Origin of the sequence: Tepidamorphus sp. 3E244, from assembly GCF_046159835.1 — a bacterium.
Classification (GTDB): domain Bacteria; phylum Pseudomonadota; class Alphaproteobacteria; order Rhizobiales; family Tepidamorphaceae; genus JACKJK01.
Map to the genome: position 1 here is coordinate 31627 of NZ_JBJXCY010000003.1, position 24076 is coordinate 55702.

21 protein-coding genes are annotated in these 24076 nt (G+C 65.4%); 10 read left to right on the top strand and 11 right to left on the bottom strand.

Annotated elements, in window-relative coordinates:
• Positions 1 to 39 precede the first annotated feature (39 nt).
• Both ACKTEK_RS15375 and ACKTEK_RS15380 read right to left on the bottom strand, forming a co-directional pair.
• Positions 40 to 924, bottom strand: coding sequence for a prephenate dehydratase (locus ACKTEK_RS15375; protein WP_409166200.1), 885 nt, complete (start codon positions 922 to 924; stop codon positions 40 to 42).
• A gap of 47 nt (positions 925 to 971) precedes the next feature.
• Positions 972 to 1754: a 3-deoxy-manno-octulosonate cytidylyltransferase gene (locus ACKTEK_RS15380; protein ID WP_409166201.1), complete on the bottom strand. Its 783-nt coding sequence runs from the start codon at positions 1752 to 1754 to the stop codon at positions 972 to 974.
• A 205-nt stretch (positions 1755 to 1959) separates the two neighbouring features.
• On the opposite strand from ACKTEK_RS15380, the gene ACKTEK_RS15385 reads away from it, so the two are divergent.
• The 9 genes from ACKTEK_RS15385 (at position 1960) to ACKTEK_RS15425 (ending at position 13099) form a co-directional block, all read left to right on the top strand.
• Positions 1960 to 2868: a c-type cytochrome gene (locus ACKTEK_RS15385; protein ID WP_409166202.1), complete on the top strand. Its 909-nt coding sequence runs from the start codon at positions 1960 to 1962 to the stop codon at positions 2866 to 2868.
• Positions 2869 to 2958: 90 nt separating this feature from the next.
• On the top strand, positions 2959 to 4821 hold the full coding sequence (locus ACKTEK_RS15390; RefSeq protein ID WP_409166203.1) for an extracellular solute-binding protein: 1863 nt from the start codon (positions 2959 to 2961) through the stop codon (positions 4819 to 4821).
• 4 nt (positions 4822 to 4825) lie between these two features.
• The gene (locus tag ACKTEK_RS15395) at positions 4826 to 6709 is read left to right on the top strand and encodes an extracellular solute-binding protein (protein ID WP_409166204.1); all 1884 of its coding nucleotides are present in this window, start codon (positions 4826 to 4828) and stop codon (positions 6707 to 6709) included.
• Positions 6710 to 6717: 8 nt separating this feature from the next.
• Positions 6718 to 7827: a microcin C ABC transporter permease YejB gene (locus tag ACKTEK_RS15400; RefSeq protein WP_409166205.1), complete on the top strand. Its 1110-nt coding sequence runs from the start codon at positions 6718 to 6720 to the stop codon at positions 7825 to 7827.
• A gap of 3 nt (positions 7828 to 7830) precedes the next feature.
• Entirely contained in the window at positions 7831 to 8997 is a 1167-nt protein-coding gene (locus ACKTEK_RS15405) for an ABC transporter permease (RefSeq protein ID WP_409166206.1), read from the top strand.
• Between the two features lie 11 nt (positions 8998 to 9008).
• The gene (locus tag ACKTEK_RS15410) at positions 9009 to 9911 is read left to right on the top strand and encodes a cation diffusion facilitator family transporter (RefSeq protein WP_409166207.1); all 903 of its coding nucleotides are present in this window, start codon (positions 9009 to 9011) and stop codon (positions 9909 to 9911) included.
• Positions 9908 to 11539, top strand: coding sequence for an ABC transporter ATP-binding protein (locus tag ACKTEK_RS15415; RefSeq protein WP_409166208.1), 1632 nt, complete (start codon positions 9908 to 9910; stop codon positions 11537 to 11539). Before ACKTEK_RS15410 ends, ACKTEK_RS15415 begins: the two co-directional genes overlap by 4 nt.
• A complete protein-coding gene (locus tag ACKTEK_RS15420; protein WP_409166209.1) occupies positions 11536 to 12150 on the top strand; it encodes an NUDIX domain-containing protein in 615 nt (204 codons plus the stop codon). The genes ACKTEK_RS15415 and ACKTEK_RS15420 overlap by 4 nt, the downstream gene beginning before the upstream one ends.
• Before the next feature lie 4 nt (positions 12151 to 12154).
• On the top strand, positions 12155 to 13099 hold the full coding sequence (locus tag ACKTEK_RS15425; protein ID WP_409166210.1) for a 2-hydroxyacid dehydrogenase: 945 nt from the start codon (positions 12155 to 12157) through the stop codon (positions 13097 to 13099).
• Here the strand turns inward: ACKTEK_RS15425 and ACKTEK_RS15430 are convergent.
• From ACKTEK_RS15430 to ACKTEK_RS15440, 3 genes are all read right to left on the bottom strand, one after another.
• On the bottom strand, positions 13096 to 13995 hold the full coding sequence (locus ACKTEK_RS15430) for an NlpC/P60 family protein (RefSeq protein WP_409166211.1): 900 nt from the start codon (positions 13993 to 13995) through the stop codon (positions 13096 to 13098). The two genes, ACKTEK_RS15425 and ACKTEK_RS15430, sit on opposite strands and share 4 nt — an antisense overlap.
• Positions 13992 to 14342, bottom strand: coding sequence for a MarR family transcriptional regulator (locus tag ACKTEK_RS15435; RefSeq protein ID WP_409166212.1), 351 nt, complete (start codon positions 14340 to 14342; stop codon positions 13992 to 13994). The genes ACKTEK_RS15430 and ACKTEK_RS15435 overlap by 4 nt, the downstream gene beginning before the upstream one ends.
• A 96-nt stretch (positions 14343 to 14438) precedes the next feature.
• Positions 14439 to 15854 carry a leucyl aminopeptidase family protein gene (locus ACKTEK_RS15440; protein WP_409166213.1) on the bottom strand — a complete coding sequence of 472 codons (1416 nt, stop codon included), beginning with the start codon at positions 15852 to 15854 and terminating at the stop codon, positions 14439 to 14441.
• A 127-nt stretch (positions 15855 to 15981) separates the two neighbouring features.
• Here ACKTEK_RS15440 and ACKTEK_RS15445 point away from each other — a divergent pair, with 127 nt between their 5' ends.
• On the top strand, positions 15982 to 16788 hold the full coding sequence (locus tag ACKTEK_RS15445) for a tetratricopeptide repeat protein (RefSeq protein ID WP_409166214.1): 807 nt from the start codon (positions 15982 to 15984) through the stop codon (positions 16786 to 16788).
• A gap of 108 nt (positions 16789 to 16896) precedes the next feature.
• Here ACKTEK_RS15445 and ACKTEK_RS15450 read toward each other — a convergent pair whose 3' ends face one another.
• The 6 genes from ACKTEK_RS15450 to ACKTEK_RS15475 all read right to left on the bottom strand — a co-directional run bounded on the left by ACKTEK_RS15450 (position 16897) and on the right by ACKTEK_RS15475 (position 24075).
• Positions 16897 to 17871, bottom strand: coding sequence for a type II secretion system F family protein (locus tag ACKTEK_RS15450; RefSeq protein ID WP_409166215.1), 975 nt, complete (start codon positions 17869 to 17871; stop codon positions 16897 to 16899).
• A gap of 13 nt (positions 17872 to 17884) precedes the next feature.
• On the bottom strand, positions 17885 to 18859 hold the full coding sequence (locus ACKTEK_RS15455; protein ID WP_409166309.1) for a type II secretion system F family protein: 975 nt from the start codon (positions 18857 to 18859) through the stop codon (positions 17885 to 17887).
• A gap of 20 nt (positions 18860 to 18879) precedes the next feature.
• The gene (locus ACKTEK_RS15460) at positions 18880 to 20238 is read right to left on the bottom strand and encodes a CpaF family protein (protein ID WP_409166310.1); all 1359 of its coding nucleotides are present in this window, start codon (positions 20236 to 20238) and stop codon (positions 18880 to 18882) included.
• Between the two features lie 382 nt (positions 20239 to 20620).
• Complete coding sequence (locus ACKTEK_RS15465; RefSeq protein WP_409166216.1) at positions 20621 to 21919, bottom strand: CpaE family protein; 1299 nt, start codon at positions 21917 to 21919, stop codon at positions 20621 to 20623.
• The gene (locus ACKTEK_RS15470) at positions 21916 to 22617 is read right to left on the bottom strand and encodes a CpaD family pilus assembly protein (RefSeq protein ID WP_409166217.1); all 702 of its coding nucleotides are present in this window, start codon (positions 22615 to 22617) and stop codon (positions 21916 to 21918) included. Before ACKTEK_RS15470 ends, ACKTEK_RS15465 begins: the two co-directional genes overlap by 4 nt.
• A gap of 48 nt (positions 22618 to 22665) precedes the next feature.
• Positions 22666 to 24075 carry a type II and III secretion system protein family protein gene (locus tag ACKTEK_RS15475; RefSeq protein ID WP_409166218.1) on the bottom strand — a complete coding sequence of 470 codons (1410 nt, stop codon included), beginning with the start codon at positions 24073 to 24075 and terminating at the stop codon, positions 22666 to 22668.
• Between the last annotated feature and the right edge of the window lies 1 nt (position 24076).

Consider the following 24076-nt stretch of genomic DNA (forward strand, 5'->3'; position numbering starts at 1 on the left):
GCTGCGCCCTTTTTCGTTGGTGACCGTCCGAGCTGTGTGTCAGGCCGTGCGTTCGGCTTCGCGCGCTGCGGCGCGGGCTGCGGCCTGCTCGCGGAAGGGGCTTGCCCGGTAGACGCCGAGAATGCGGAACTCGCGGGAGAAGAACTGCAATTCCTCCAGCGCCAGCACCACGTTGGCATCGTCCGGGTGGCCCTCGATATCGGCGTAGAACTGGGTTGCGAAGAACTCGCCGTCGAGCTGGTAGGACTCAAGCTTGGTCATGTTGACGCCGTTGGTCGCAAAGCCACCCATGCCCTTGTAGAGAGCGGCGGGCACGTTGCGCACCCGGAACACGAAGGACGTGACCACGGGGCCGATGCCGCGCGCCGCCCAGGCCTTGTCCTTGGCCAGCACCACGAAGCGCGTGGTGTTGTGGTCCTCGTCTTCCCAGTTCTCGCCGAGAACTTCCAGCCCGTAGACTTCCGCTGCCAGTTTGGGCGCAAGCGCTGCATAGGCGGGGTCGTTCATCTCCGCGATCTGCCGGGCGGAGCCTGCGGTATCGGCGCCGATCTCGGCCTCGAAGCCGTGCTTGCGCAGGCGGTTGCGGCACTGGCCGAGCGCCTGCGGGTGGCTGCGCACCTTGCGGATCGTCTCCAGCGTCGCGCCCTTGCAGGCAACCAGCGCATAGTGCACGGGCAGGAAGTATTCGCCGATGATGTGCAGGCCAGAACCGGGCAGAAGGTGGTGGATGTCGGCGACGCGTCCCGCGATGGAATTCTCGATGGGGATCATGCCGAGCGCCGCTGTCCCGCTGTCGATTGCCTGGAAGGCGTCCTCGAAGGTCGGGCAGGCCATGGCCTGGTGATCCGGGTACACGTCCCGGCAGGCGATGTGGGAATTGGCGCCAGGTTCCCCCTGGAAGGCAATGCTGCGCGGGCGGCTCATCATGTGTACTCGATCTGTCCGGATTGGCTGAAGAGACGCAGCCTTTATCAAACGCTTGGGGCTTGCGCCAACCGTGCTGCAAACATTGCGCGCACGCGCTCCAGGTCGCCGGGGGTATCCACCCCCAGCGGAACGGCGGAAACCGGGGCAACCGCAATCGACATGCCGTGCTCCAGCGCGCGCAACTGCTCCAGCCGCTCGCGCAGCTCCAGCGGTGACGGGGGGAGCGACACGAAACGGTCCAGCGCGCTGCGCCGCCAGGCGTAGATGCCGACATGGTGCCAGAGCGGCCCGTCGCCGGCGGGGGTGGTGGCGCGCGTGAAATAGAGCGCGCGCATGGGGCCGGCGGCGACATCGCTGACAACCGCCTTCACCACGTTGGGGTCGATGCGCTCGGCATCGTCCTCGATCTCCACGGCAAGCGTCGCGATATCCGCACCCGACGTTGTTGCAGCTTCGGCGGCCGCACGGATGGCCGCCGGGTCGATGGCCGGCAGGTCGCCCTGCAGATTGACGATCAGGTCATGGGCGCGGTCGGGGTCGAGCGTGTCGGCGGCCTCGCGCACCCGGTCGGAGCCGGAGGGGTGGTCTGCAGCGGTCATCACCGCCGTCATGCCGGCTTGAGCGACCGCGTCGGCGATCTCGTCGGAATCCGTTGCCACGGCGACCGGACCGATATCGGCTTCCAGCGCGCGGCGCGCCACGTGGACGATCATGGGTGCGCCGGCAATGTCGGCGAGCGGCTTTCCGGGCAGGCGCGTGGAGGCCATGCGCGCGGGGATGATGACGAGGGCGTTCAAGGGGTGACCCCGTGTTGGAGGCTCGGCCATGCGGCAGCGGCGCTACAGGCGGCGGCAAAGCGCCGCAGTGGCGCCAAAGGTGAAATAGCTTGGCGCAAATTCGCCCTTTGCGACCTTGACCGCAAGCCTTTTGGCGCACATACAGCGGCAAGGGGCAGCCTACGCGCGCGCGGCAGCCATGCAGGCGCGCGCCGGTTTGCGACAGGCTTGAAGAGAAGATTGCAGGACCTCGACCATGGACAGCTTCGAACTGAACAAGATTGCCGGTGCGGTTTTCGCCACCATCCTTCTGGTGCTGGGCTTGAACACGCTCGCAAGCGAACTGTTCCACGCGCACATGCCGGAACAGCCCGGCTACGAGATCGAGGTTGCCGAGGGCGAGGAAGCCGGCGGTGAAGCCGAGGAAGAGGAAACCATTCCTCTCGGTGTCCTGCTTGCCGACGCGTCCGCCGAAAAGGGCGCGAACGTCTCCAAGAAGTGCCAGGCCTGCCACACCTTCGATGCCGGCGGCGCCAACAAGGTCGGCCCCGCGCTCTACGGCGTCGTGAACCGCCCGGTCGGCTCGCACGAGGGCTTCAACTATTCCGACGCCATGGCTTCGCACGGCGGCAACTGGACGTTCGAGGAACTGAACGCGTTCCTTGAAAACCCCAAGCAGCACGTTCCCGGCACCATCATGAGCTTCGCCGGTCTGAAGAAGCCGAACGACCGCGCCGACATCCTGCTCTACCTGAACCAGCAGTCCGACAGCCCGGCTGAACTTCCGGTCGCCGAGGCGCCTGCCGCCGAAGAGCCCGCAGCAGACGCACCTGCCGAAGGTGCACCCGCTGAAGATGCTCCGGCAGGCGACGCGCCTGCAGGCGATGCCCCGGCGATGGATCAGCCGGCCGGTGATGCGCCTGCGGCAGACCAGCCCGCTGGTGATGCGCCTGCCGCGAACCAGCCTGCCGGTGACGCACCTGCGGCAGACCAGCCGGCTGGCGATGCGCCCGCCGGTGACGAGCCGGCTGCAAACGAGCCTGCGACCCAGGAGCCTGCCGCCGATGCACCGGCTGCCGAGGAGCCTGCGGCTGACTCGCAGACCTCCGACGATCCGGCTTCGGACACGCCCGGCGAAGACCGCCTGCCGACGACCGCGAATTAATTTTTATCCATCTTCGGGGCGGACAGGACATCGCCATATCGATGTCCTATGTTCGCCTGCATGTGACGAATTCATGTGCAGAGGGTGGAAATGACGTTTTTTCGTGTCGCCGGAGTCCGGATCGTTGCCGTCACCGCGCTTGCCGGAGTCCTTCTGGGCACCGGCATTCCCGCGTCGAGCGCGCAGGAAGACGACTGGAAACACGGTCTTTCCCTCTTCGGTGAGCTGAAGTACCCCGCCGACTTTCAGCATTTCGACTACGTCAATCCGGACGCGCCGAAGGGCGGCCGGTTTCGCCGCGCGACAGTCGGCAGCTACGACACGCTGAACCCCTTCAACATCAAGGGCAGCCCTGCGGCGCTCTCCACCATCATCTACGACCGGCTGCTGAGCGATTCCGCCGACGAGGCGTCGAGCGAGTACGGCCTACTGGCCGAAGCCGTGAAGCACCCGCCAGACTTTTCCTCCGTCACCTTCAGGCTGCGCGAGGAAGCGCGCTGGCATGACGGGACGCCGATCACCGTCGACGACGTGATCTGGTCGCTGAGCGCGCTCAAGGAAGCCCACCCCTTCTACAATGCCTATTATCGCAACGTGACCGGCGTGGTGGCGTCCGCACCCGGCGAGGTGACCTTCACATTCGACCAGACGGGCAACCGCGAGCTGCCGCTGATCGTCGGCCAGATGCCGGTGCTGCCGAAAGCCTTCTGGGAAGGGCAGGACGCAGGCGGCGAGGCGCGCGACTTCAAGGCATCGACGCTCGAGCCGCCGATGGGCTCCGGCCCCTACCGCATCGGCGAGGTCAACACCGGCCGCTCCATCACCTATGAGCGTGTCGAGGACTACTGGGGCAAGGACCTGCCGGTGAATGTCGGCATGAACAATTTCGACGAGCTGAGCATCGAGTATTTCCGCGATCTCAACGTCATGGTCGAAGCCTTCAAGGCCGACACCTTCGACTTCCACATCGAAAACAGCGCCAAGCGCTGGGCGACGGAATACGAGTTCCCCGCGGTGAAGCGCGGCGACGTCGTCATCGACACGTTCCGCACCAAGCAGGCGGAGCCGATGCAGGGCTTCGTGTTCAACACGCGGCTTGAGAAGTTTTCCGATCCGCGCGTGCGCCAGGCATTCAACTACGCCTTTGACTTCGAGTGGATGAACGAAAACGTCTTCTTCGGCCAGTACGCACGCACCGAGAGCTATTTCCAGGGGTCGGAGCTTCAGGCCAAGGGCCTCCCCGGCGAGAAGGAACTGGCCCTGCTGGAGCCGTTGCGCGGCAAGGTGCCTGAGGAAGTCTTCACCACCGAATACAAGAACCCGGTCGGCGGCGGCACGCGCGAGATGCGCAAGAACCTGCGCGATGCCAAGGACCTGCTGGAGCAGGCCGGCTGGACCATCCAGGACGGCGTGCTGAAGAACGAGGCCGGGGAAGCGATGACCATCGAGTTCCTGACCACGAGCAAGGATTCCGAGCGCATTCTCGGTCCCTACATCCAGTCGCTTCAGCGCCTGGGCATCAAGGGCACGATCCGGCTGGTGGATACACCGCAATACCAGCAGCGCACCGACAGCTTCACCTTCGAGGCCATTACGGCGAGCTTCGGGCAGTCGCTGTCGCCGGGCAACGAGCAGCGCGACTACTGGTCGTCGCCTGCCGCTGACAGCCGCGGCAGCCGCAACGTCATCGGGATCAAGGACGAGGCCGTCGACACGCTGGTCGATGCAATCGTCTATGCGGTGGACCGGGATTCGCTGATCGCGGCGGCGCGCGCGCTCGACCGGGTGCTGCTGTGGAACCACTATCTGGTGCCGCAGTTCTACTCCGCCGACATCCGCACCGCGCGCTGGGACCGCTTCGCGATGCCCGAGACCATGCCCGACTACCGCTTCATCACCGACAACTGGTGGTGGAACGCCGAGCGGGCCGACGAGATCAAGAAGCTCGATTGAGCCGATGACAGGCGTCCCCCCTCACCTCACCGCGACCCGGCGGCAGTTCCTTTGCGGCAGCGCGGCGCTGGCTTCAGCGCTGGCTGTCGGCGTGCGGCCCGTGATGGCACAGGCCGGTACGACCAGCCACGGGTTGTCGATCTTCGGCGAGCTGAAATACCCGGCGGATTTCGAACGGTTCGATTACGTGAACCCGGATGCTCCGAAAGGCGGGACACTGTCACGCATCGCCTCAAGCTGGGCCTGGAACCAGAACCCGACGACCTTCAACACGCTGAACACGCTGGTGCAGAAGGGCGATGCGCCGGTCGGGCTCGACGTCATCTACGACACGCTGATGACCCGCGCGCTGGATGAACCCGACGCCGTCTACGGGCTGGTCGCCGAACGCGTGGAAGCGTCCGAAGGCGGGCGCGTCTATCGCTTCACCTTGCGCGACGGCCCTCGCTTTCACGATGGCTCGCCACTGACGGCGGAGGACGTCGCGTTCTCTCTCAATATCCTGAAGGAGAAGGGCCACGCGCTCATCCGCCAGACGATGCGGCGCATGGAAAGCGCCGTTGCCGAGGACGAACGCACGGTAACGGTAACGCTGGACGAAGGTGCGCCGGTGAGCCTGGCGCTGACCATCGCGACGCTGCCCATCGTGTCGCGCGCCTTTTACGATACGCACGATTTCGAGGATGCCGGGATGCTGCGCCCGCTCGGCTCCGGCCCGTACAAAGTTGGTGCGTTCGAGGCCGGCCGATACATCGAGTACGACCGGGTGGAGGACTACTGGGCGCGCGACCTGCCGGTCAATCGCGGCCACCACAACTTCGAGCGCATCCGCTACGAGTTCTTCCGCGACCGTGACGTCGCCTTCGAGGGCTTCAAGGGCCGCGCCTACGACCTGCGCGAGGAATTCACTTCGCGCGTCTGGGCGACGGGCTACAATTTCCCAGCGGTCGAGGCGGGCAAGGTGAAGCTCGAAACCCTGCCCGACGAACGCCCCTCGGGCGCGCAAGGCTGGTTCATCAACCTGCGCCGCGAAAAGTTCGCCGATCCCCGCGTTCGCGAGGCGCTCATCAACGCGTTCGATTTCGAGTGGACCAACAAGGCGCTGTTCTTCGGAGCCTATGCCCGCAGCCGCAGCTATTTCGAGAGCTCGTCGATGATGGCGCAAGGCGTGCCGTCGGAAGGCGAACTGGCGTTGCTGGTACCATTCCGCGACCAGTTGCCCGACGAGGTGTTCGGCGAACCCTATTCGCCGCCGGTCTCTGACGGCTCCGGGCGCGACCGCACCTTGCAGCGCGCGGCATCGCGGTTGCTGAGCGAGGCCGGATTCGAGATCCGCGACGGTGTGCGCTACACGCCCTCGGGCGAGGTCTTCACCATCGAATTCCTGGACGACGAGCCGACCATGGAGCGCATCGTCCAGCCCTATATTCAGCGGCTGAAGGCGCTGGGCATCGACGCGCAATCGCGCACGGTGGATGCCTCGCAGTACCGAGCGCGCCTCAACAGCTTCGATTTCGACATGACAGTTCAGCGCTTCGTGATGCCGGCGACCCCGGGCGAGGACGTGCGCGTCTACTGGACATCCGACAGCGCCGAGATTCCCGGCAGCCGCAACCTGTCCGGCATCGCCGACCCGGTGGTGGACGAATTGGTGGGCCATCTGACGCGCGCAACGTCGCGCGAGGAGCTGGAAACGGCGGCGCGCGCGCTGGATCGTGTGCTGCGGGCCGGGCGCTACTGGGTGCCGCACTGGTACAAGGCCGCGCATACGCTGGCCTACTGGGACGTCTATTCCCACCCGGAAGAAAAGCCGCGCTACGGCCTCGGCCTCGATTCCACGTGGTGGTATGACAGCGAAAAGGCCGCCCGCAACGGGCTGGCAGGCTAGGAGTACCGATGGGAGCCTATATCACGCGCAGGCTGCTGCTGATGATCCCCACCTTGCTGGGGATCATGCTGGTGTCGTTTGCCATCATCCAGTTCGCGCCCGGCGGCCCCATCGAGCGCATCATCGCGCAGCTTCAGGGCAGCGACGTCTCGGCCATCGGCCGTGTGGGCGGCGGTTCGGGCGGCGGCGACTTCGGCTCGCAGGCGCCCGGAGCCGGCACCGATTCCGTCAATTCGCAGTATCGCGGCGCGCAAGGCCTCGACCCGGAATTCATCAAGGAACTTGAGAAGCAGTTCGGCTTCGACAAGCCGGCGCATGAACGCTTCATGCTGATGATCACGAACTACATCACGTTCGATTTCGGCGAGAGCTACTTCCGCGACATATCGGTGCTCGAACTCATCAAGGAAAAGCTGCCGGTCTCCGTCTCGCTTGGGCTGTGGCTGACGTTCCTCTCCTACGCGATCTCGATACCGCTCGGCATATCCAAGGCGGTGCGCGACGGCACCGCCTTCGACACGTGGACGTCGGCCATCGTCATCATCGGCTACGCGATCCCGGGCTTCCTGTTCGCGGTGCTGCTGATCGTGATGTTTGCGGGCGGAAGCTTCTTCGACTGGTTCCCGTTGCGCGGGCTGACGTCCGACAACTGGTCGGACATGTCGTGGCCCGAAAAGATCATCGACTATTTCTGGCACCTTGCCCTGCCGATCACGGCGATGGCGCTCGGCGCGTTCGCCACCACGACGCTGCTGACCAAGAACTCGTTCCTCGATGAAATCCGCAAGCAATACGTGACGACGGCCCGCATGAAGGGCCTCACCGAGCGGCAGGTGCTCTACGGCCACGTCTTCCGCAACGCCATGCTCATCATCATCGCGGGCTTCCCCGGCGCGTTCATCTCCGCCTTCTTCACCGGCGCGCTGCTGATCGAGACAATCTTCTCGCTCGACGGGCTGGGGCTTCTGTCGTTTGAATCCATCGTCAACCGCGACTACCCCGTCGTTTTTGCCACGCTCTACATCTTCTCCCTGCTGGGGCTGGTGGTGAACCTGATTTCCGACCTGACCTATACGTGGATCGACCCGCGTATCGACTTCGAACGCCGGGACGTGTGAGCCATGGACACGACACCTGAAACCATGGCCGCCGAACCGGTCGACACGAAAGCGCCCGCCCGTTCGCGCTTTGCGCTGTCGCCGCTCAACCGCCGGCGCTGGAACAACTTCAAGAAGAACACCCGCGGCTACGTGTCGTTCTGGCTCTTTCTGGTGCTGTTCGGTCTCAGCCTCGGGGCGGAGTTCATCGCCAACGACAAGCCGATCCTCATCCGCCACGACGGCGCAACCTACATGCCGATCTTCAACTTCTATCCCGAGACGGCCTTCGGCGGCGACTTCGAGACGGAAGCGGAATATCGCGACCCCTTCGTGCAGGACCTAATCCTCGACAACGGCGGCACGATGATCTGGCCGTTGATCCGCTACTCGTACCGCACGGTGAACAACGAGATCCCGACGCCGGCACCCTCGCCGCCCTTCTGGTTGCTGGAAAAGGAAGAGCGCTGCGTCCAGTACGAGAACGGCGTGGAGGACCGAAACTGCACCTTCGGCAATTGGCACCTGCTGGGCACCGACGACCAGGCGCGCGACGTGATGGCGCGGCTGATCTACGGCTTCCGCCTGTCGGTCCTGTTCGGGCTGGTGCTGACCGGGATTTCGTCCGTGATCGGCATCGCGGCAGGTGCCGTGCAGGGCTATTTCGGCGGCTGGACGGACCTCATCTTCCAGCGGTTCCTGGAAATCTGGACGTCGATCCCGGCGCTCTACCTGCTCATCATCATCGCCGCCGTCATCGAGCCGACCTTCTGGATCCTTCTCGGCATTCTTCTGCTGTTCTCGTGGGTGGCGCTCGTTGGCGTGGTGCGCGCGGAGTTCCTGCGCGCCCGCAACTTCGAATACGTGCAGGCTGCCCGCGCGCTCGGCGTCGGCAACAAGACGATCATGTGGCGGCACCTGCTGCCCAACGCCATGGTCGCGACGCTGACCTTCATGCCGTTCATCCTCAACGGCTCGATCACCACGCTGACCTCGCTCGACTTCCTCGGCTTCGGCCTGCCGCCGGGTTCGCCGTCGCTGGGTGAACTGCTGGCGCAGGGCAAGTCGAACCTGCAGGCGCCGTGGCTCGGCCTCACCGGCTTCTTTGTCATCGCCATCATGCTGAGCCTGCTAATCTTCATCGGCGAGGCGGTGCGCGACGCGCTCGACCCGCGCAAGACGTTCGAATAGACGCTTCCCGCATGGCGCATTCACACAACCACGGCAACGAAGACGAAGGTCACGAGCGCAAGCTGCTCTTTGCCGCGCTGCTGATCGGTGGCTTCATGCTGGCCGAAGTTGTCGGCGGCATCATGTCCGGCTCGCTGGCGCTGCTGGCCGATGCCGGGCACATGGTCACCGACTTCCTGTCGCTGGGGCTTGCCCTGCTGGCGACGCGGCTGGCGCGCCGCCCGGCGGACGGCAAGCGGTCCTACGGTTTCGGCCGCTTCCAGGTGCTGGCCGCCTTCGTCAACGGGCTGGCTCTGGTGCCCATCGCACTGTGGATTAGCTGGGAAGCCTGGCACCGCATCAACGACCCGGTCCCGGTGGCCGGCGGCATGCTGCTCGCCATCGCGATCATCGGACTTGCTGTCAACATCGCGGCCTTCGCGCTGCTCCACGGCCACAGCGAGGACAACGTCAACATGCGCGCCGCCGCCGCCCACGTGATGGGCGATCTGCTGGGCTCGCTGGCGGCAATCACGGCGGGCGCCGTCATCATCTGGACGGGCTGGACGCCGATCGATCCGATCCTGTCCGTCGTCGTCGCGCTCATCATCCTGCGCAGCGCCTACACGGTGACGGTGGATGCGGGCCGGGTCCTCATCGAGGCCGCGCCGAAGCACGTGACCTCTGAAGACATCGCGCCCGTGCTCGTCGCCGACATCGAGAACGTGGAGGACGTGCACCACGTCCACGTCTGGATGCTGACCGACTCCAAGCCCATGGCGACGCTTCATGCCCGGCTGACACCCGGCTCCGACATTGTCATCGCAACGCGCGGCATCAAGACGCTGCTGCACGACAGGTTCGGCATCGAGCACGCCACGGTCGAAATCGAATTCGGCGTCTGCGCTGACGCCCCCACAGAGGCCCACGCATGACAGGCGAAACCATCCTCACGGTCGAAGACCTCAGCGTCGACTTCGTGCAAGGCGGCAACGTCACCCACGCGGTGAAGAACGTCTCCTTCGACATCGCGCGCGGGGAGACGCTGGCGCTGGTCGGCGAATCCGGTTCCGGCAAGTCGGTCTCGGCGCTCTCGGTGCTGCAGCTCCTGCCCTACCCGGCGGCGCAGCACCCTTCCGGCAAGATCATCTACGAGGGCAAGAACCTCATGGGCCTGACCGACCGCGAGATGCGGTCTGTGCGCGGCAACGAGATCACCATGGTCTTCCAAGAGCCGATGACCTCGCTGAACCCGCTGCACTCCATTGAAAAGCAGATCGGCGAGATCCTCGAACTGCACAAGGGCCTGCAGGGTGATGCCATCCGCACCCGCGTCATCGAACTGCTGAACCAGGTCGGCATCCGCGATCCCGAAAAGCGTCTCGGCAGCTACCCGCACCAGCTCTCCGGCGGCCAGCGCCAGCGCGTGATGATCGCCATGGCGCTAGCCAACGAACCGGACCTGCTGATCGCCGACGAGCCGACGACGGCTCTGGACGTGACGGTGCAGGCGCAGATCCTGAAGCTGCTCAAGGAGCTTCAGGCGCAGCACAACATGGCGATCCTGCTCATCACCCACGATCTCGGCATCGTGGAAAAATTCGCCGACAAGGTCTGCGTGATGAAGGGCGGCGAGATCGTCGAGAAGGGACCGACGAAGCAGATCTTCTCCGACCCGCAGCACGACTACACGAAGCACCTTCTGTCCGCTGAGCCCAAGGGCGACCCGCAGCCGCTGGACGAGAGCGCGCACGTCGTCATGGAAGGCGACGACATCAAGGTGTGGTTCCCGATCAAGGAAGGCTTCTTTCGCAAGACGGTCGACCACGTGAAGGCGGTGGACGGCATCGACGTGACGGTGCGCGCCGGGCAGACGCTGGGCGTGGTGGGTGAATCCGGCTCCGGCAAGACGACCCTCGGGCTTGCGCTGACGCGCATGATCGCCAGCGACGGCGACATCGAGTTCGAGGGCGTGAAGATCGACGAGAAGTCGTTCAAGCAGATGCGGCCGCTGAGAAAAGACATCCAGATCGTCTTCCAGGACCCGTACGGCTCTCTCAGCCCGCGCATGTCGATTGCCGAGATCGTGTCGGAGGGACTGAACGTCCACGGCGCGGGACTTTCGCGCGAGGAGCGCCGCGCCCGCGTTGCCGCCGCACTGGAAGAAGTCGGCCTCGACCCGGCGACCATGGACCGATACCCGCACGAGTTTTCCGGCGGCCAGCGCCAGCGCATCGCCATTGCGCGCGCGCTCGTTCTGGAGCCGAAGTTCATCATGCTGGATGAACCCACCAGCGCGCTGGACATGAGCGTGCAGGCGCAGATCGTCGACCTGCTGCGCGACCTGCAGAAGAAGCGCAACCTGGCCTATCTCTTCATCTCGCACGACCTCAAGGTGGTTCGCGCGCTCGCCAACGAGATCATCGTCATGCGGCAGGGCAAGGTGGTGGAAGCCGGTCCCGCCGAGAAGGTCTTCGAGCAGCCCGAAACCGAGTACACCAAGGCGCTGATGGCAGCCGCCTTCGACATCGAGGCCGTGGACGAAAGCGTCGTCGCGCAATGAGCCGCGACGAGACGATCGCCGACGCCGACCTCGACATTCCCACCACGCGACGTGTCGCCTATGACGGCTTCCGTCCGCTGGCGCTGCACACGGTCAAGATCCCGCGAAGCGGCGGCGGCGATGTGGAGCAGGAGCGTTTGCTCTTCGAGATCGGCGACGTGGTCGCGATCCTCCCCTTCGATCCGATCCGCAACAAGCTGGTGCTGATGCGCCAGTTCCGGCTCGGCGCGCACCTGACCGGTGGCGGCGGCGACATGATCGAGATACCGGCGGGCCTCGTTGACGATGGCGAGGACGTGGAAGCCACCGCGCGCCGCGAGTTGCAAGAGGAAACGCACCTTGAAGCGCACAGTCTGCGCCGTGCCTTCGATTTCGTGCCCTCGCCGGGTTTCATCGCCGAGCGCGGGCATCTCTATTTCGCCGAAGTCGATGCCACGGAGCTGCCGCAGGAATCCGGTCTGGAGGCCGAGAGCGAAGTCATCCGCCCGTTCCTCGCCGACCCGGACGAAGCACTCGCCGCGCTCGATGCCGGCCTGCTCCACAACGGCTACACGGCGATTGCGCTGCTGTGGTTCGCGCGGCACCGCAAAGAACTGACGAAGGGGGCCTGAGCCGATGTTCCTGCTTGCACTGACCGGATGGGACTATGGCCCGTGGGTCGAGCGGTTCCGACAGGCTGCGCCCGACCTGCAACTCGTCACCCACGATCAGGACTACGATCCGACCGAGATCAAGTACGTGGCAGCGTGGAACGCGCCCGACGGCCTTCTCGGCAACCTGCCGAACCTCGAAATCATGTTCTCGCTGGGTGCCGGCGTCGACCACCTGCTGAAGCGCGATGACCTGCCCGACGTGCCGATCGTGCGGGTGGTGAATGACGACCTCACCATGCGCATGACCGAGTGGGTGGTGCTGCAGGTCCTGATGCACCATCGCCAGCAGCGTGCCTACGACGCCTTCCAGCGGGAGGGCAAGTGGGAGCCGCTGTGGCAACCGGCGGCGGACGCGGTGCGCGTCGGCGTCATGGGCCTTGGCGTGCTGGGGCGCGATGCGGCAGAGAAGCTTGCCGCGCTCGGCTTCCAGGTGGCGGGCTGGAGCCGCAGCGAGAAGCAGATCGCGGGCATCGATTGCTTCAGCGGCGAGGCCGGGCTGGATGAATTTCTCGCGCGCACCGACATTCTCGTTGTGCTGCTGCCTTCAACACCGGACACCGCAGGCATCATCGACAAGGCGCTCCTCGGCAAGCTGGCGCAGGACGGCGTGCTGCCGCAGCGCTTTCCGGCAATCGTCAATGCCGGGCGGGGCGCGCTCCAGAACGAGGACGACATTCTCGACGCGCTCAATAACGGCGTGCTGCGGGCGGCGAGCCTCGACGTTTTCCAGCAGGAGCCGCTGCCGGAGGACAGTGCGTTCTGGCAGCACCCGCTGGTGACGGTCACGCCGCATATCGCGGCCGACAGCGATCCGGCGGCAATTGTTGAAGGAATCGTGGAAGCCATAGATCGGCATGAGCGCGACGACCCGCTCATCAACATCGTGGATCGCGGGCGCGGGTATTAAAGCCTTTTCACGCTCGTCACCTGAAGGCCCGCACCGGCGATGCGCTCGACGGCGGGTCCAAGCGGTTCCTCGACCGTCGCCATGTGGTGGGCATTGGCATGGAGCAGCGTGCCGGGTTCCGACACGATGCCCACGTGACCTTTCCAGAAGACGAGATCGCCGCGTTGCCACGCGCCGGGATCGCTCTCGTTGACGGGCGTGCCAAGGCCGCGTTCCTGCATGTCGGAATCGCGCGGTGCCTTCACGCCGCAGGCGGCCAGCCCCATTTGCACCAGCCCGGAACAGTCGATGCCGCGCGCGGTGCGTCCGGCCCACATGTAGGGCGTGCCGATGAACTTGCGCGCTTGCCCGATGAAGTCGGTCGGCGGAGACGCATCGAGTGGCGCGAGGTGCCGTGAGATGGCGAAACGTCCGTCGGCGAGCTTCACGAAGCGCTCGGCGCTTGCCGCCGCGCCGCCTGCAGCCGTGCCGGAAGACCCTGCCGCCGTTCCCTCGACCGACAGATGCGCGTTCAGCGGCGCAAAGCCCGCAGGCGGCGTCTTGATGTGGGGCGCGGCATAGAGATGGGTCCACAAGGCGGTGACGCGGTGGGTCGGTTCGGGCGCAACTGGCCCAAGCGCGGAAGCCGCACACCAGCCGACATAGTCGTCGACGTCGGACTGCACCCATGCCCAGCCCTCGTCCGTCGTCTCGAAGACGCGGACGGCCTCGCCCATGAGAAGCTCTGTATCGGCGATTGCGCCGTGCTGGGCCGTGGGGAAAAGCCGAACGACCGGCTCGATGATGCGGGCCGGCTCACCCTCCACGAAGCGTGCGGCCTCGACCTGGCCTTTCAGTCGGGCATCCGCCAGTTCGGGAGAGAACGCGTTCAGCCTGCGGTCGAGATCGGTGCTCATGCCCCGGTTGCCCTGGCGCGCGCGATGATCTGGTCGCTCAGCCGGTCGAGATAGAGCGAGCCGCCGACCGTGCGCTGGATGATGACGTTGCGCTTGTCCGCCTCGTCGCGGCGGCGGGTGACGAGACCCGCCTTGCCCATGGTGTCGAGCGCGCGGGTAATGACCGGCTTGGTGACGTTCAGCTTCTTAGCCAGCCCCCGCACCGTGTGCGGCGGCGGGTCGAGATAGATCGTCAGCAGGATCGCCATCTGGCGCGCGGTCAGGTCGGTATCACCATCGCGCACGACATCCAGGTGGACGTCATGCCACAGCTTGAGAGCCTCGATGGAGGTGATTTCGACCGACATTCACGCATTTCCCTGCCCGCAACGGGAGAATTCAAGGATCGTTACGGAGGCGAATTATAGTAACGCGCCGGAGGGGTAGATTGCGAGTCGAAACGCCTATGCACCAGACGGGTAGCGGGCCGACAGCACGTGATAGAGCGCGCGGATGGCGTGCGCCTCGCCGCCTTCCGGGCGGCCCGCGTCACTGCTCGGGCGCCACGCGAAGATGTCGCCGTGCAGCCACGCGCCGGCATCTTCCACGAATTTCTCCATGAACAGCGCTGCCGTGATTGCCCCGGCATGGCCGCCGCTCGAGATGTTGCAGACATCGGCCACCGGGCTTTTCAGTAGCTTGGCGTAGGGCTTGTACAGCGGCAGCCGCCAGACGGGATCGTTCTCCGCCTCGCCCGCCGCCTGCAGGTCCTCGCAGAGCTTGTCGTCGCGCGAGAAGATCGGCGGCAGGTCGGGACCGAGCGCGACGCGCGCCGCACCGGTGAGCGTCGCCAGATCGACGATCAGGTCCGGCTTTTCCTCGTCCGCGTAGGTGAGCGCGTCGGCCAGCACGAGACGGCCCTCGGCGTCGGTGTTGCCGACCTCGACGGTCAGCCCCTTGCGGCTCGGCAGCACGTCGCCGGGACGGAAGGCATCACCCGCGACGGAATTCTCCACCGCCGGGATGAGTACCCGCAGGCGCAGGTTGAGCTTTGCGTCCATGATCATGTGGGCGAGGCCCAGGACGTTGGCGGAGCCGCCCATGTCCTTCTTCATCAGGCGCATGAAGGCAGAGGGCTTGAGGTCGAGGCCGCCGGTGTCGAACACGACGCCCTTGCCGACCAACGTCACCTTCGGTGCCTTCGCAGGCCCCCAGGTCATGTCGATCAGGCGCGGCGCGCGGGTGCTGGCGCGACCGACCGCGTGGATCATCGGGAAGTTCTGCTTGAGCAGCGCGTCCCCGCTGATGACCTTGATCTTCGCCTTGTGGGTGGCGGCAAGGTCGCGCGCGGCTGCTTCCAGTTCGTCCGGCCCCATGTCGTTCGCGGGGATGTTCACCAGATCGCGGGCAATGGCCGCGCCCGACGCGATGCGCGAAATCTCGGCATGGTCGACGCCCTGCGGACAGACGAGCACAGGTGACGACTTCTCGTCCTTCGGCTTGGTGTAGCGCTCGAAGCGGTAGCTGCCGAGGCAAAAGGCGATGGCCGCCATGCGCGGGTCTTCGAAACCCTCGCCCAAACGGAACGTGCCGGCGGGCAGGCCGGTCGCGAGCTTGCCCGGCAGGAACGGTGCCGGGTCATCGCCAAGGCCGAACAGCACGCGGGCGAGCTTGCCGTTGCCATCGGGGAGCAACGCGATCTGGCCGGCACTTCCCTTGAAGCCGGTCTGCTCGCACCAGCCGTGGGCGGCCTTGTCGGATTTCTTCAGCCCCTTGAAGGCCTTTGCGTCCATCGCATCAATCGGCACCGCGTTCTTCGCGTCCTTCACGAGGCAACGGCTCACCGTCTGGTTGAAGGCGAAGGAGCGGGATGCGGGCATGGAGGCGAACCTTTCGGGCAGGAAACGGGAGGTCATTTAACGGGAAATTAGGGTTAACAGCTTATTTCTTACCTGTCGCGCCTGCCATCAGTGAGTTCCGGGCGGCGCAAGTACAGGACGAGTTATCATGTTGCTTCGCGTTTCGAGAAGCCGCCGTTCGCGCATCGCGATGCTGGCGGCCACAACGGCCCTGGCGCTCACGCTCACTGCCTGCGGGCAGAAGCGCATGACGACCGGTTCGCTCGCCGGTAGCGGCGGCAGCCCCCAGGCGCAGGCACAGCTTGCCAAGAACAATTCCATCGTCGAGCGCTGGGCCAAGGCCTACAAGCGCGACCCCAAGGACGCGAAGGTGGCGCTCGGCTACGCGCAGGCGCTGGACGCGACTGGGCGGGGCGATGAAGCCGCCGGCGTCTATGCCGACGCGGTCGGACACAACCCCAACGATGCCGAGCTTCTCTCCGCCTTCGGGCGGGTGCTGGCAAAGCGCAAGCCCGGCCCGCAGGCGATTGCCGTGCTGGAGCGCGCCGACCAGGCGGGAAGCCGCGACTGGTCCGCCTATTCCGCGCTCGGTGCATCCTACGATTCCGTCGGCCGCCACGATGACGCGCAGGACGCCTACAAGAAGGCGCTGGCGCTGAAACCCGACGAGCCGGCAATCCTATCCAACATGGGTCTTTCCCAGGCGCTCGCCGGTGACATTCGCGGCGCGCAGCAGACACTGGAACGCGCCAGCGCCAAGCCTATGGCCGAGCCGCAGGTTCGCCAGAACCTCGCGCTGGTCTACGGCATGCAGGGCAAGTTCAAGGAAGCCGAAGCCGAGCTCGCCAAGGATCTTGGTCCCGCGCAGGCGCAGGAAAACGTGCGCTACATGCGCAAGATGATGTCGCAGAACAATTCCTGGGACGAGATCAAGAAGAGCCGCGGCCGCGGCTGAGGCACGTCACCGCCCACAGGCGGTTCCCATCTCCGAACACGCAAAAGCCCCGGTCGTTGGCCGGGGCTTTTTTCGTTGGTCATTGCAAAGTGCGGCGCCGGCTGTGCGTCAGATTTCCATGACGCGGATCGCTGCCGGGCCGAGAATGACGATGAATAGCACCGGCAGGAAGAACAAGATCATCGGCACGGTCAGCTTCGGCGGCAGGCCGGCCGCCTTCTTCTCAGCTTCCGACATGCGCATGTCGCGGTTTTCCTGCGCCATGACGCGCAGGGCGTGGGCCAGCGGCGTGCCGTAGCGTTCCGCCTGGATGAGCGCGGTCGTGACCGCCTTCACGCCGGGCAGGCCAGTGCGCTTGGCGAGGTTTTCGTATGCCACGCGACGGTCCTGGAGGTAGGAAAGTTCGGCGGTGCACAGGCCGAATTCCTCGGCCACCGCGACGGAGCGTTCGCCGACTTCCTCAGAGACCCTGCGCATGGACTGTTCGATGGACATGCCCGCTTCTACGCAGATCAGCATCAGGTCGAGGGCGTCGGGGAAGACACGCTGGATTTCAAGCTGGCGCTTCTGGATGCGGTTCTTGAGAAAGATGTTGGGGGCGAAAAAGCCAAGCAATGCGATGCCTGCACCAAGGCCCAGCCGCAGCATCGGCGGCCGGTCCGAGTAGCCGCCAAGCACGAAGAAATAGAACATCACCACCGCGAAGAAGACCGGCGGCAGGATGATGCGCAGGAAGATGAAGGTGTAGAGCGGCGCGTCGCCGCGCAGGCCCGCCATCCGCAGGCGCTCCTTCAACTCGCCGTCTTCGAGATGCTTTCGCAGGTTGAACTTGTCGACGAACTGCTGGACCGAAGCCTTCGGCGCGCTGCGCAGTGCAACGGGGTTTTTCGACTGTTCGTTGAGGCGGGCACGCTCGCGCTGGCGGATCTTGTCACGCTCCAGCGCAACCGTCTTCATCCGGGTCTTCAGCTTGTCGGGCTGTACGAGCGGACCTGCGAGCGTCATCACGGTCGCGCCAACGGCCAGCGCCGCCAGCAGGCTCGCCAGGAAGGTCGGGTCGAGGAAGAGTGTGGTCAGCTGCATCGCTCGCGCCCTTTTAGAAGTCGAAGTTGATCATCTTGCGCATGACCATCACGCCGCAGAACATCCAGAAGGCAGAGCCCATCAGCATCAGGTGGCCCATCGGGTCGGTCCACAGCAGCGAGATGTAGTCGGGGCTGGTCATGGTCACGAGGCCCATGACGACCAGAGGCAACGCTCCGATGATCGCGGCGGAGGCCTTCGCCTCCTGGCTCATGGCAACGATCTTGGCCTTCATCTTCTTGCGGTCGCGCAGCACCTTGGAGAGATTCGACAGGGTGTCGGACAGGTTGCCGCCCGTCTTCTGCTGGATGGTGATGACGATGACGAAGAACGAGACTTCCGCCAGCGGCATCCGCTCGTACATGCGCTGCACGGCATCACCCATGTTGACGCCGAGTGCCTGTGTCTCGACCAGCGAACGGAACTCGCTTTTCACCGGCTCGGCGGATTCGGCAGCCACCATGCGGATGCAGTCGTTGAGCGGAAGGCCGGCCTTCACGCCACGCACGATGATGTCGACTGCGTTGGCGAACTCGTTGAGGAAGGCAGCCTCGCGGCGGCGGGCAAGGAAGGACAGCAGCCAGCGCGGGAAGCCGAAGGTGAAGATGACGAGGCAGGCCAGGGTGACCAGCATCGGCCCCTTGAGGATGAAGCTGGCAAGGGTCGCGGAGAGGCCCATCACGACCGAGATGATCCAGAACTTCTTCACGGTCCACTGCAGGCCGGCCCCGCGAATGTCCATCTTGAGATCGCGCTTGCGCTGCTTCTTGGAGCGCTGCTCGATATCCTTGATCGTGTCCTCGACCTTCTGCTTGCGGCGCGAGTTGTCGCGCTCGCGTCCGGCGGCTGTGGTCGAGGCATTCGTGCGGGTGGAGATGGTGTGAACGCGCCGGGCCGTCTTGGCCGTGCCATCGAGACGCGGCATGACGAAGACCCAGGCGAGACCGCCCACGCAGGCCATCGCGAAGACGATGACCGAAAGCTGCATCAGGAAATCGGACGGCACGGTCAGACCCCCATGCCGTCGGGCTCGGCAGCGGCGGCGGCATCCAGAGCCGCTGCGAGATTGCGCTCCTCGTTGAAGTATCGGGCACGCTCCCAGAAGCGCGGACGGCCGATGCCGGTCGAGCGGTGCTTGCCGAGAATCTTGCCGTTGGCGTCTTCGCCCTCGATGTCGAAGACGAAGATGTCCTGGGTGGTGATGACTTCGCCTTCGGTGCCGAGCACCTCGGTGATGTGGGTGATGCGGCGCGAACCGTCACGCAGACGCTGGGCCTGGACGATGACGTCCACCGACGACACGATCATCTCGCGGATGGTGGCCGGCGGAAGCGCGAAGCCACCCATGGTGATCATGCCCTGCACACGAGACAGCGCCTCGCGCGGGGAGTTGGCGTGCAGCGTGCCCATGGAGCCGTCGTGGCCCGTGTTCATCGCCTGCAACAGATCGAACGCCTCGGGTCCACGCACTTCGCCGACGATGATGCGTTCGGGGCGCATACGCAGGCAGTTCTTCACCAGGTCGCGCATGGTAATCTCGCCGGTGCCCTCCAGGCTGGGCGGGCGGGTTTCCAGGCGGACAACGTGCGGCTGCTGGAGCTGCAGTTCCGCGGAATCCTCGCAGGTGATGATGCGCTCGTCGGCGTCGATGAACTGCGTCAGGCAGTTGAGCAGGGTCGTCTTGCCCGAGCCGGTACCGCCGGAAATCAGGACGTTACACTGGCAGCGGCCGATGATCTGAAGGATGCGCGCGCCTTCCGGCGAGATCGAGCCGAACTTCGTCAGCTGCTCGAGGGTCAGCTTGTCCTTCTTGAACTTACGAATGGTAAGCGTCGGGCCATCGATCGCCAACGGCGGGGCGATGACGTTGACGCGGCTGCCGTCCATGAGGCGCGCGTCGCAGATCGGGCTGGATTCGTCGACGCGGCGGCCGACCTGGCTGACGATGCGCTGGCAGATATTGAGCAACTGCGCGTTGTCGCGGAAGCGGATGTTGGTCTGCTGGATCTTGCCGGCGACTTCGATGTAGACCGTCTCGGCACCGTTGACCATGATGTCGGCGATGTCGTCACGCGCCAGGAGCGGCTCCAGCGGGCCGTAGCCGAGCACGTCGTTGCAGATGTCGTCGAGCAGGTCTTCCTGCTCGGCAATCGACAGGGCGACGTTCTTGAGCGCGATGATCTCGCTGACGATGTCGCGGATTTCATCGCGCGCGGTGTCGGCATCCATGCGCGCAAGCTGCGACAGGTCGATGGCGTCGATGAGCGCAGAGAAAATCTGCGTCTTCATGTCGTAATAGTCTTCGGACCGCGGACGCTGCTGGCTGGATTGCTGCTGCGGCTTCGCGGCCTTTGCAGCCTTTTCCATCTTCACGGGCTTGGTGCCGGGAAGCGGCATGTCGTCATCCTGCAGCCCGGAACCGAACGATGTCGGCTGCGGCAGGCTGGAAGGGTCGGCCTCGCGCATGGTGCCGAAATCGGCCGGGGCTGGCGGCGGGGCAGAAGCTGCGGGTTCAGCGCCTGCAGGCGCTGCGGGCTGTGGCGTCGGCGCGGATTGCGGTGGCGGTGCCTCTGACTGGGCCGGCCGCACGTATTCCGGCACGGGCTGAACCTGGCCGCGCGGTGCGTCCGGCAGTTCTTCGGGATCGGGCAAGCGCTCGGCTGCGTGTCCGAAACCCTGTTTCGGCCGCTCCGAGATACCGGCTCCCTTGTTTCCGCGCTTTCCGAACATCTTGAGCTTCCGCGCCTGCCTACTTGCCTGCCTTGGAGAGTTTCAGCCGGTCCATCAACTGGGCGATCAGGGAGTTGGCGCCTCGCGGCGCGTCCGACTGGCCGACGACGGCACGCGCCAGCGTGCGGAAGGCATCCGCCGCCTTGGCGTTGGCCTGCGTCTCGGAAATCATCTGGCCGTTGTTGGCTGCCATGCCGAAGATCTGCGGTTCGAACGCGATTTCCGCAGCGATATCGAGGTTCAGCGCGCCGGCAAATTCCTGCGGCGAAATCTCGGGCCGCTTGGGAATGCCGATCTGGTTCAGCACGAGGAACGGCTCGCGGTCGTTGCGGCGGTGCTGAGCCAGCAGATCGACGAGGTTCTTGGCATTGCGCAGGTTGCCGAGGTCGGGCGCTGCGACGATCACGATATCGTCGGCGGCCATCAGCGTCTGGCGCGTCCACGCATTCCACTGGTGCGGCATGTCGAGCACCAGCTGAGGCACCAGGCCGCGCAGCAGGTCGATCACCGGTTCGACGGATTCAAAATCGATGTCGTAGTCGCGTTCCAGCGTCGCGGGGGCCGCGAACAGGCTGAGCCGGTCCGTGCACTTCCACAGCAGCTTGTCGATGAGGCTCTCGTCGAGGCGGTCGCCGGCGAAGATCGCATCCGCGATGCCCTGGCTGGGGTCCTGGTTGAAGTCGAGGCCGGCGGTGCCGAAAGGCAGGTCGAGGTCCGCGATGGCGACATTCTTCATCATGTCCTGCGACAGCGACCACGCGAAGTTGTGCGCGACCGTGGACGCACCGACACCACCCTTGGCGCCGATCACGGCGACCGAGCGGCCGGCGTGGTCCTCGCCTTCCTGTGCATAGAGACGGCACATGGCGGCGATGGCATCGACCGGGCCGATGGGGGCCACGAGATATTCGCTCACGCCGCGCGACAGAAGCTGGCGGTAGAGCATGATGTCGTTGGCGTGACCGATGATGATGACCTCGGTTTCCGCTTCGCAGACATCAGCCAGCGCGGCGAGGTCCTGCATCAGGCGGTCGCCGGTGGCCGAGGTTTCGAGGATCACGATATTGGGCGTCGGGGAGTCCGCGTAGAGATCGACCGCAGCGCCGATGCCGCCCATCTGGACGCTCATCTGGGCGCGGCTGGTGCGGCGGTCGGCGCGGGCTTCCTCCAGCGCGCCGAACACGTCGCGTGTCTCGCAGAAGGCCTGTATCGAGATGCGCGGCAGCAGCGTTGCCGCCTGCCGGGCGGCATCGTTGGTGGCCTGCGGCGCTTCGAACTGGGGTTCGCGGCGGTCGTCGAATTCGTGCGCCAGCGTCATTGTCCGCCAACCTCGCTGACCTGGGCGCCCTCGTCGGTATAGACCGTCGCGGTGTCCTCGCCCTTGCGATACTTGTCCTGAACGGTGGCGCGGCGCATGGCGTCACGCGGGCCGTGGCCGCGCGGTCCGAGCAGGTCGCGCGGGTCTTCCACCATCGCCGCGAGATTGCGCTGCGTCGAGCAGCCGAAATCATAGTGCGAGGTGTTGGCGGGGTTGTGCGCGACGTTCTCCGGCCAGTTGCCGCACGGGCCGGCTTCCGCGGCGTAGCGGTAGAAGACCAGCTTCATGGCGGCCGGGCCGGCATATTCGGCGCGGTAGGTGTGAACGCTGAGGACGGAGGGATCGACGCCCTCGCGGCGCAGGATCTCGCGGATCTGCGTCGAGCTTGCATGGACGACGCTTTCCAGGCCCGGTCCGGTGGGCGCCTGCAGGTGGATCGCGCCCTGACCGGAGTTGCGATACTGGCGGGCGAGCGCCGCGATCTCGGTTGCGTCTTCGGGATGCAGGCCGCGGGTTGACGGGTCGGCGTGCACCACGATGCCCACCGGCTGGTAGCCGACGGTGATCGGGTGGCGCTGGTCGTAGTGCAGGGGAACCGAGCTGGTGTGGCCCGATGTCGTCTTGCAGCCGGCCACGCCGATGGCGAGGGCCGCGACGGCTGCAGCGCACAGGGCGCGGCGCAGCGGCGGGCGGGGCATGGCGTCTCTTGACCTGATGTACATCTTACTCTCCACCGGCGTTGCGGCTTACTTGACGATGAAACCGATATGGCCGTGATAGGGGCCTTCCGGTTGGGCGCCGGACACGCCGTAGATCTTGTTGAGGCGGCCCAGCAGGTACTGTTCGTGGTCGTTGGGTGCGTGCAGGTTGTCGGACGGCATGGACAGCTCGCGCTCGGCAACCGGCTTGACGAGGTGCGGGGTCACGATGGCGACCATCTCGGTCTCGTTGTTGACGAAGTCGGTGGAGCGGAACAGCGCGCCGAGAATGGGCAGGTCCTTCACCACCGGCAGGCCGTTGATGACCTGGTTGCGGTCCTGACGGATGAGACCTGCGATGACGAGCGAGCCGCCAGAGGGCATTTCCACGGTCGTCTCGGCGCGGCGCACCGTGATCGAAGGCAGAGAGATCGAACCCAGCGATATCTGGTCCTCGTCCGACAGTTCGGACACTTCCGAGGACACGCGCAGGGAGATGCGCTCGCCCGACATGACGACCGGCTGGATGGCGAGCCCGACACCGAATTCCTTGTACTCGATAATGATGTTGCCATCGCTGTCGCGGCCAACGGGAACCGGGAACTCGCCACCGGCGAGGAACTTTGCCGATTCACCCGAGATGGCGGAGAGGTTCGGCTCGGCGAGAACCCGCAGCAGGCCCTGCTTTTCCAGAGCGCGCACGGTCGCGGAGACCGAGTTGCCACCGCTGGTCCAGGTGCCGGTCACCGAGTTGGGCGGCGAGAGGTTGGTTGCGCCGAAGGCATGGGCAACAGACATGCTGGAGGCGAAGCTGCCGGCCGCGATGACGGCGTTGGGGAAGTCGATGCCGAGCTGCTTCAGCGTCGAGCGCTTCACCTCGACAATGCGCACCTTCACCGTGACCTGCTCGGAGCCTTCCGCGCCGATCATGGAGAGAACCTTCTCCTTGTCGCCGACGAAGCGGGCGGCAATGTCCATGGCCTTCTGGGCATCGAGCGGCGAGCGCACCATGCCGGACAGCACGATGTTGTCGGCCATGGATTCGGCGCGCACGTCCGAACCCGGGATCAGCTGCGAGATGGTGTGCTCCAGCGGGCGCAGGTCGCGGCTGACGACGATTTCCAGTGCGGCGATCTGCTCGCCGCGATCATCGAAGAAGAAGACGTTGGTCTCGCCGATCTCCATGCCGATCAGGTAAGCGCGGCGCGAGGAGCGCATCACAGCATCGGCCACCTTGGGGCTGGAGACGAGGACGTCGGCTGCATCGCGTGGCAGGTCGACGACCAGCGACTTGTTGAGGCCCAGTTGCACCGAGCGTGCGGCGAAATCGTCGAGCACGAGCGTCTGGTCGGCAGCCAGCAGCGTTGTGGCCGGCTGGGCCAGCGCCATCACGAACACCGTCGCGGCGACCGCGAACATGCGCCTTGCGATTGCGGCGCAGCGTGCAGGGGCGTTCATT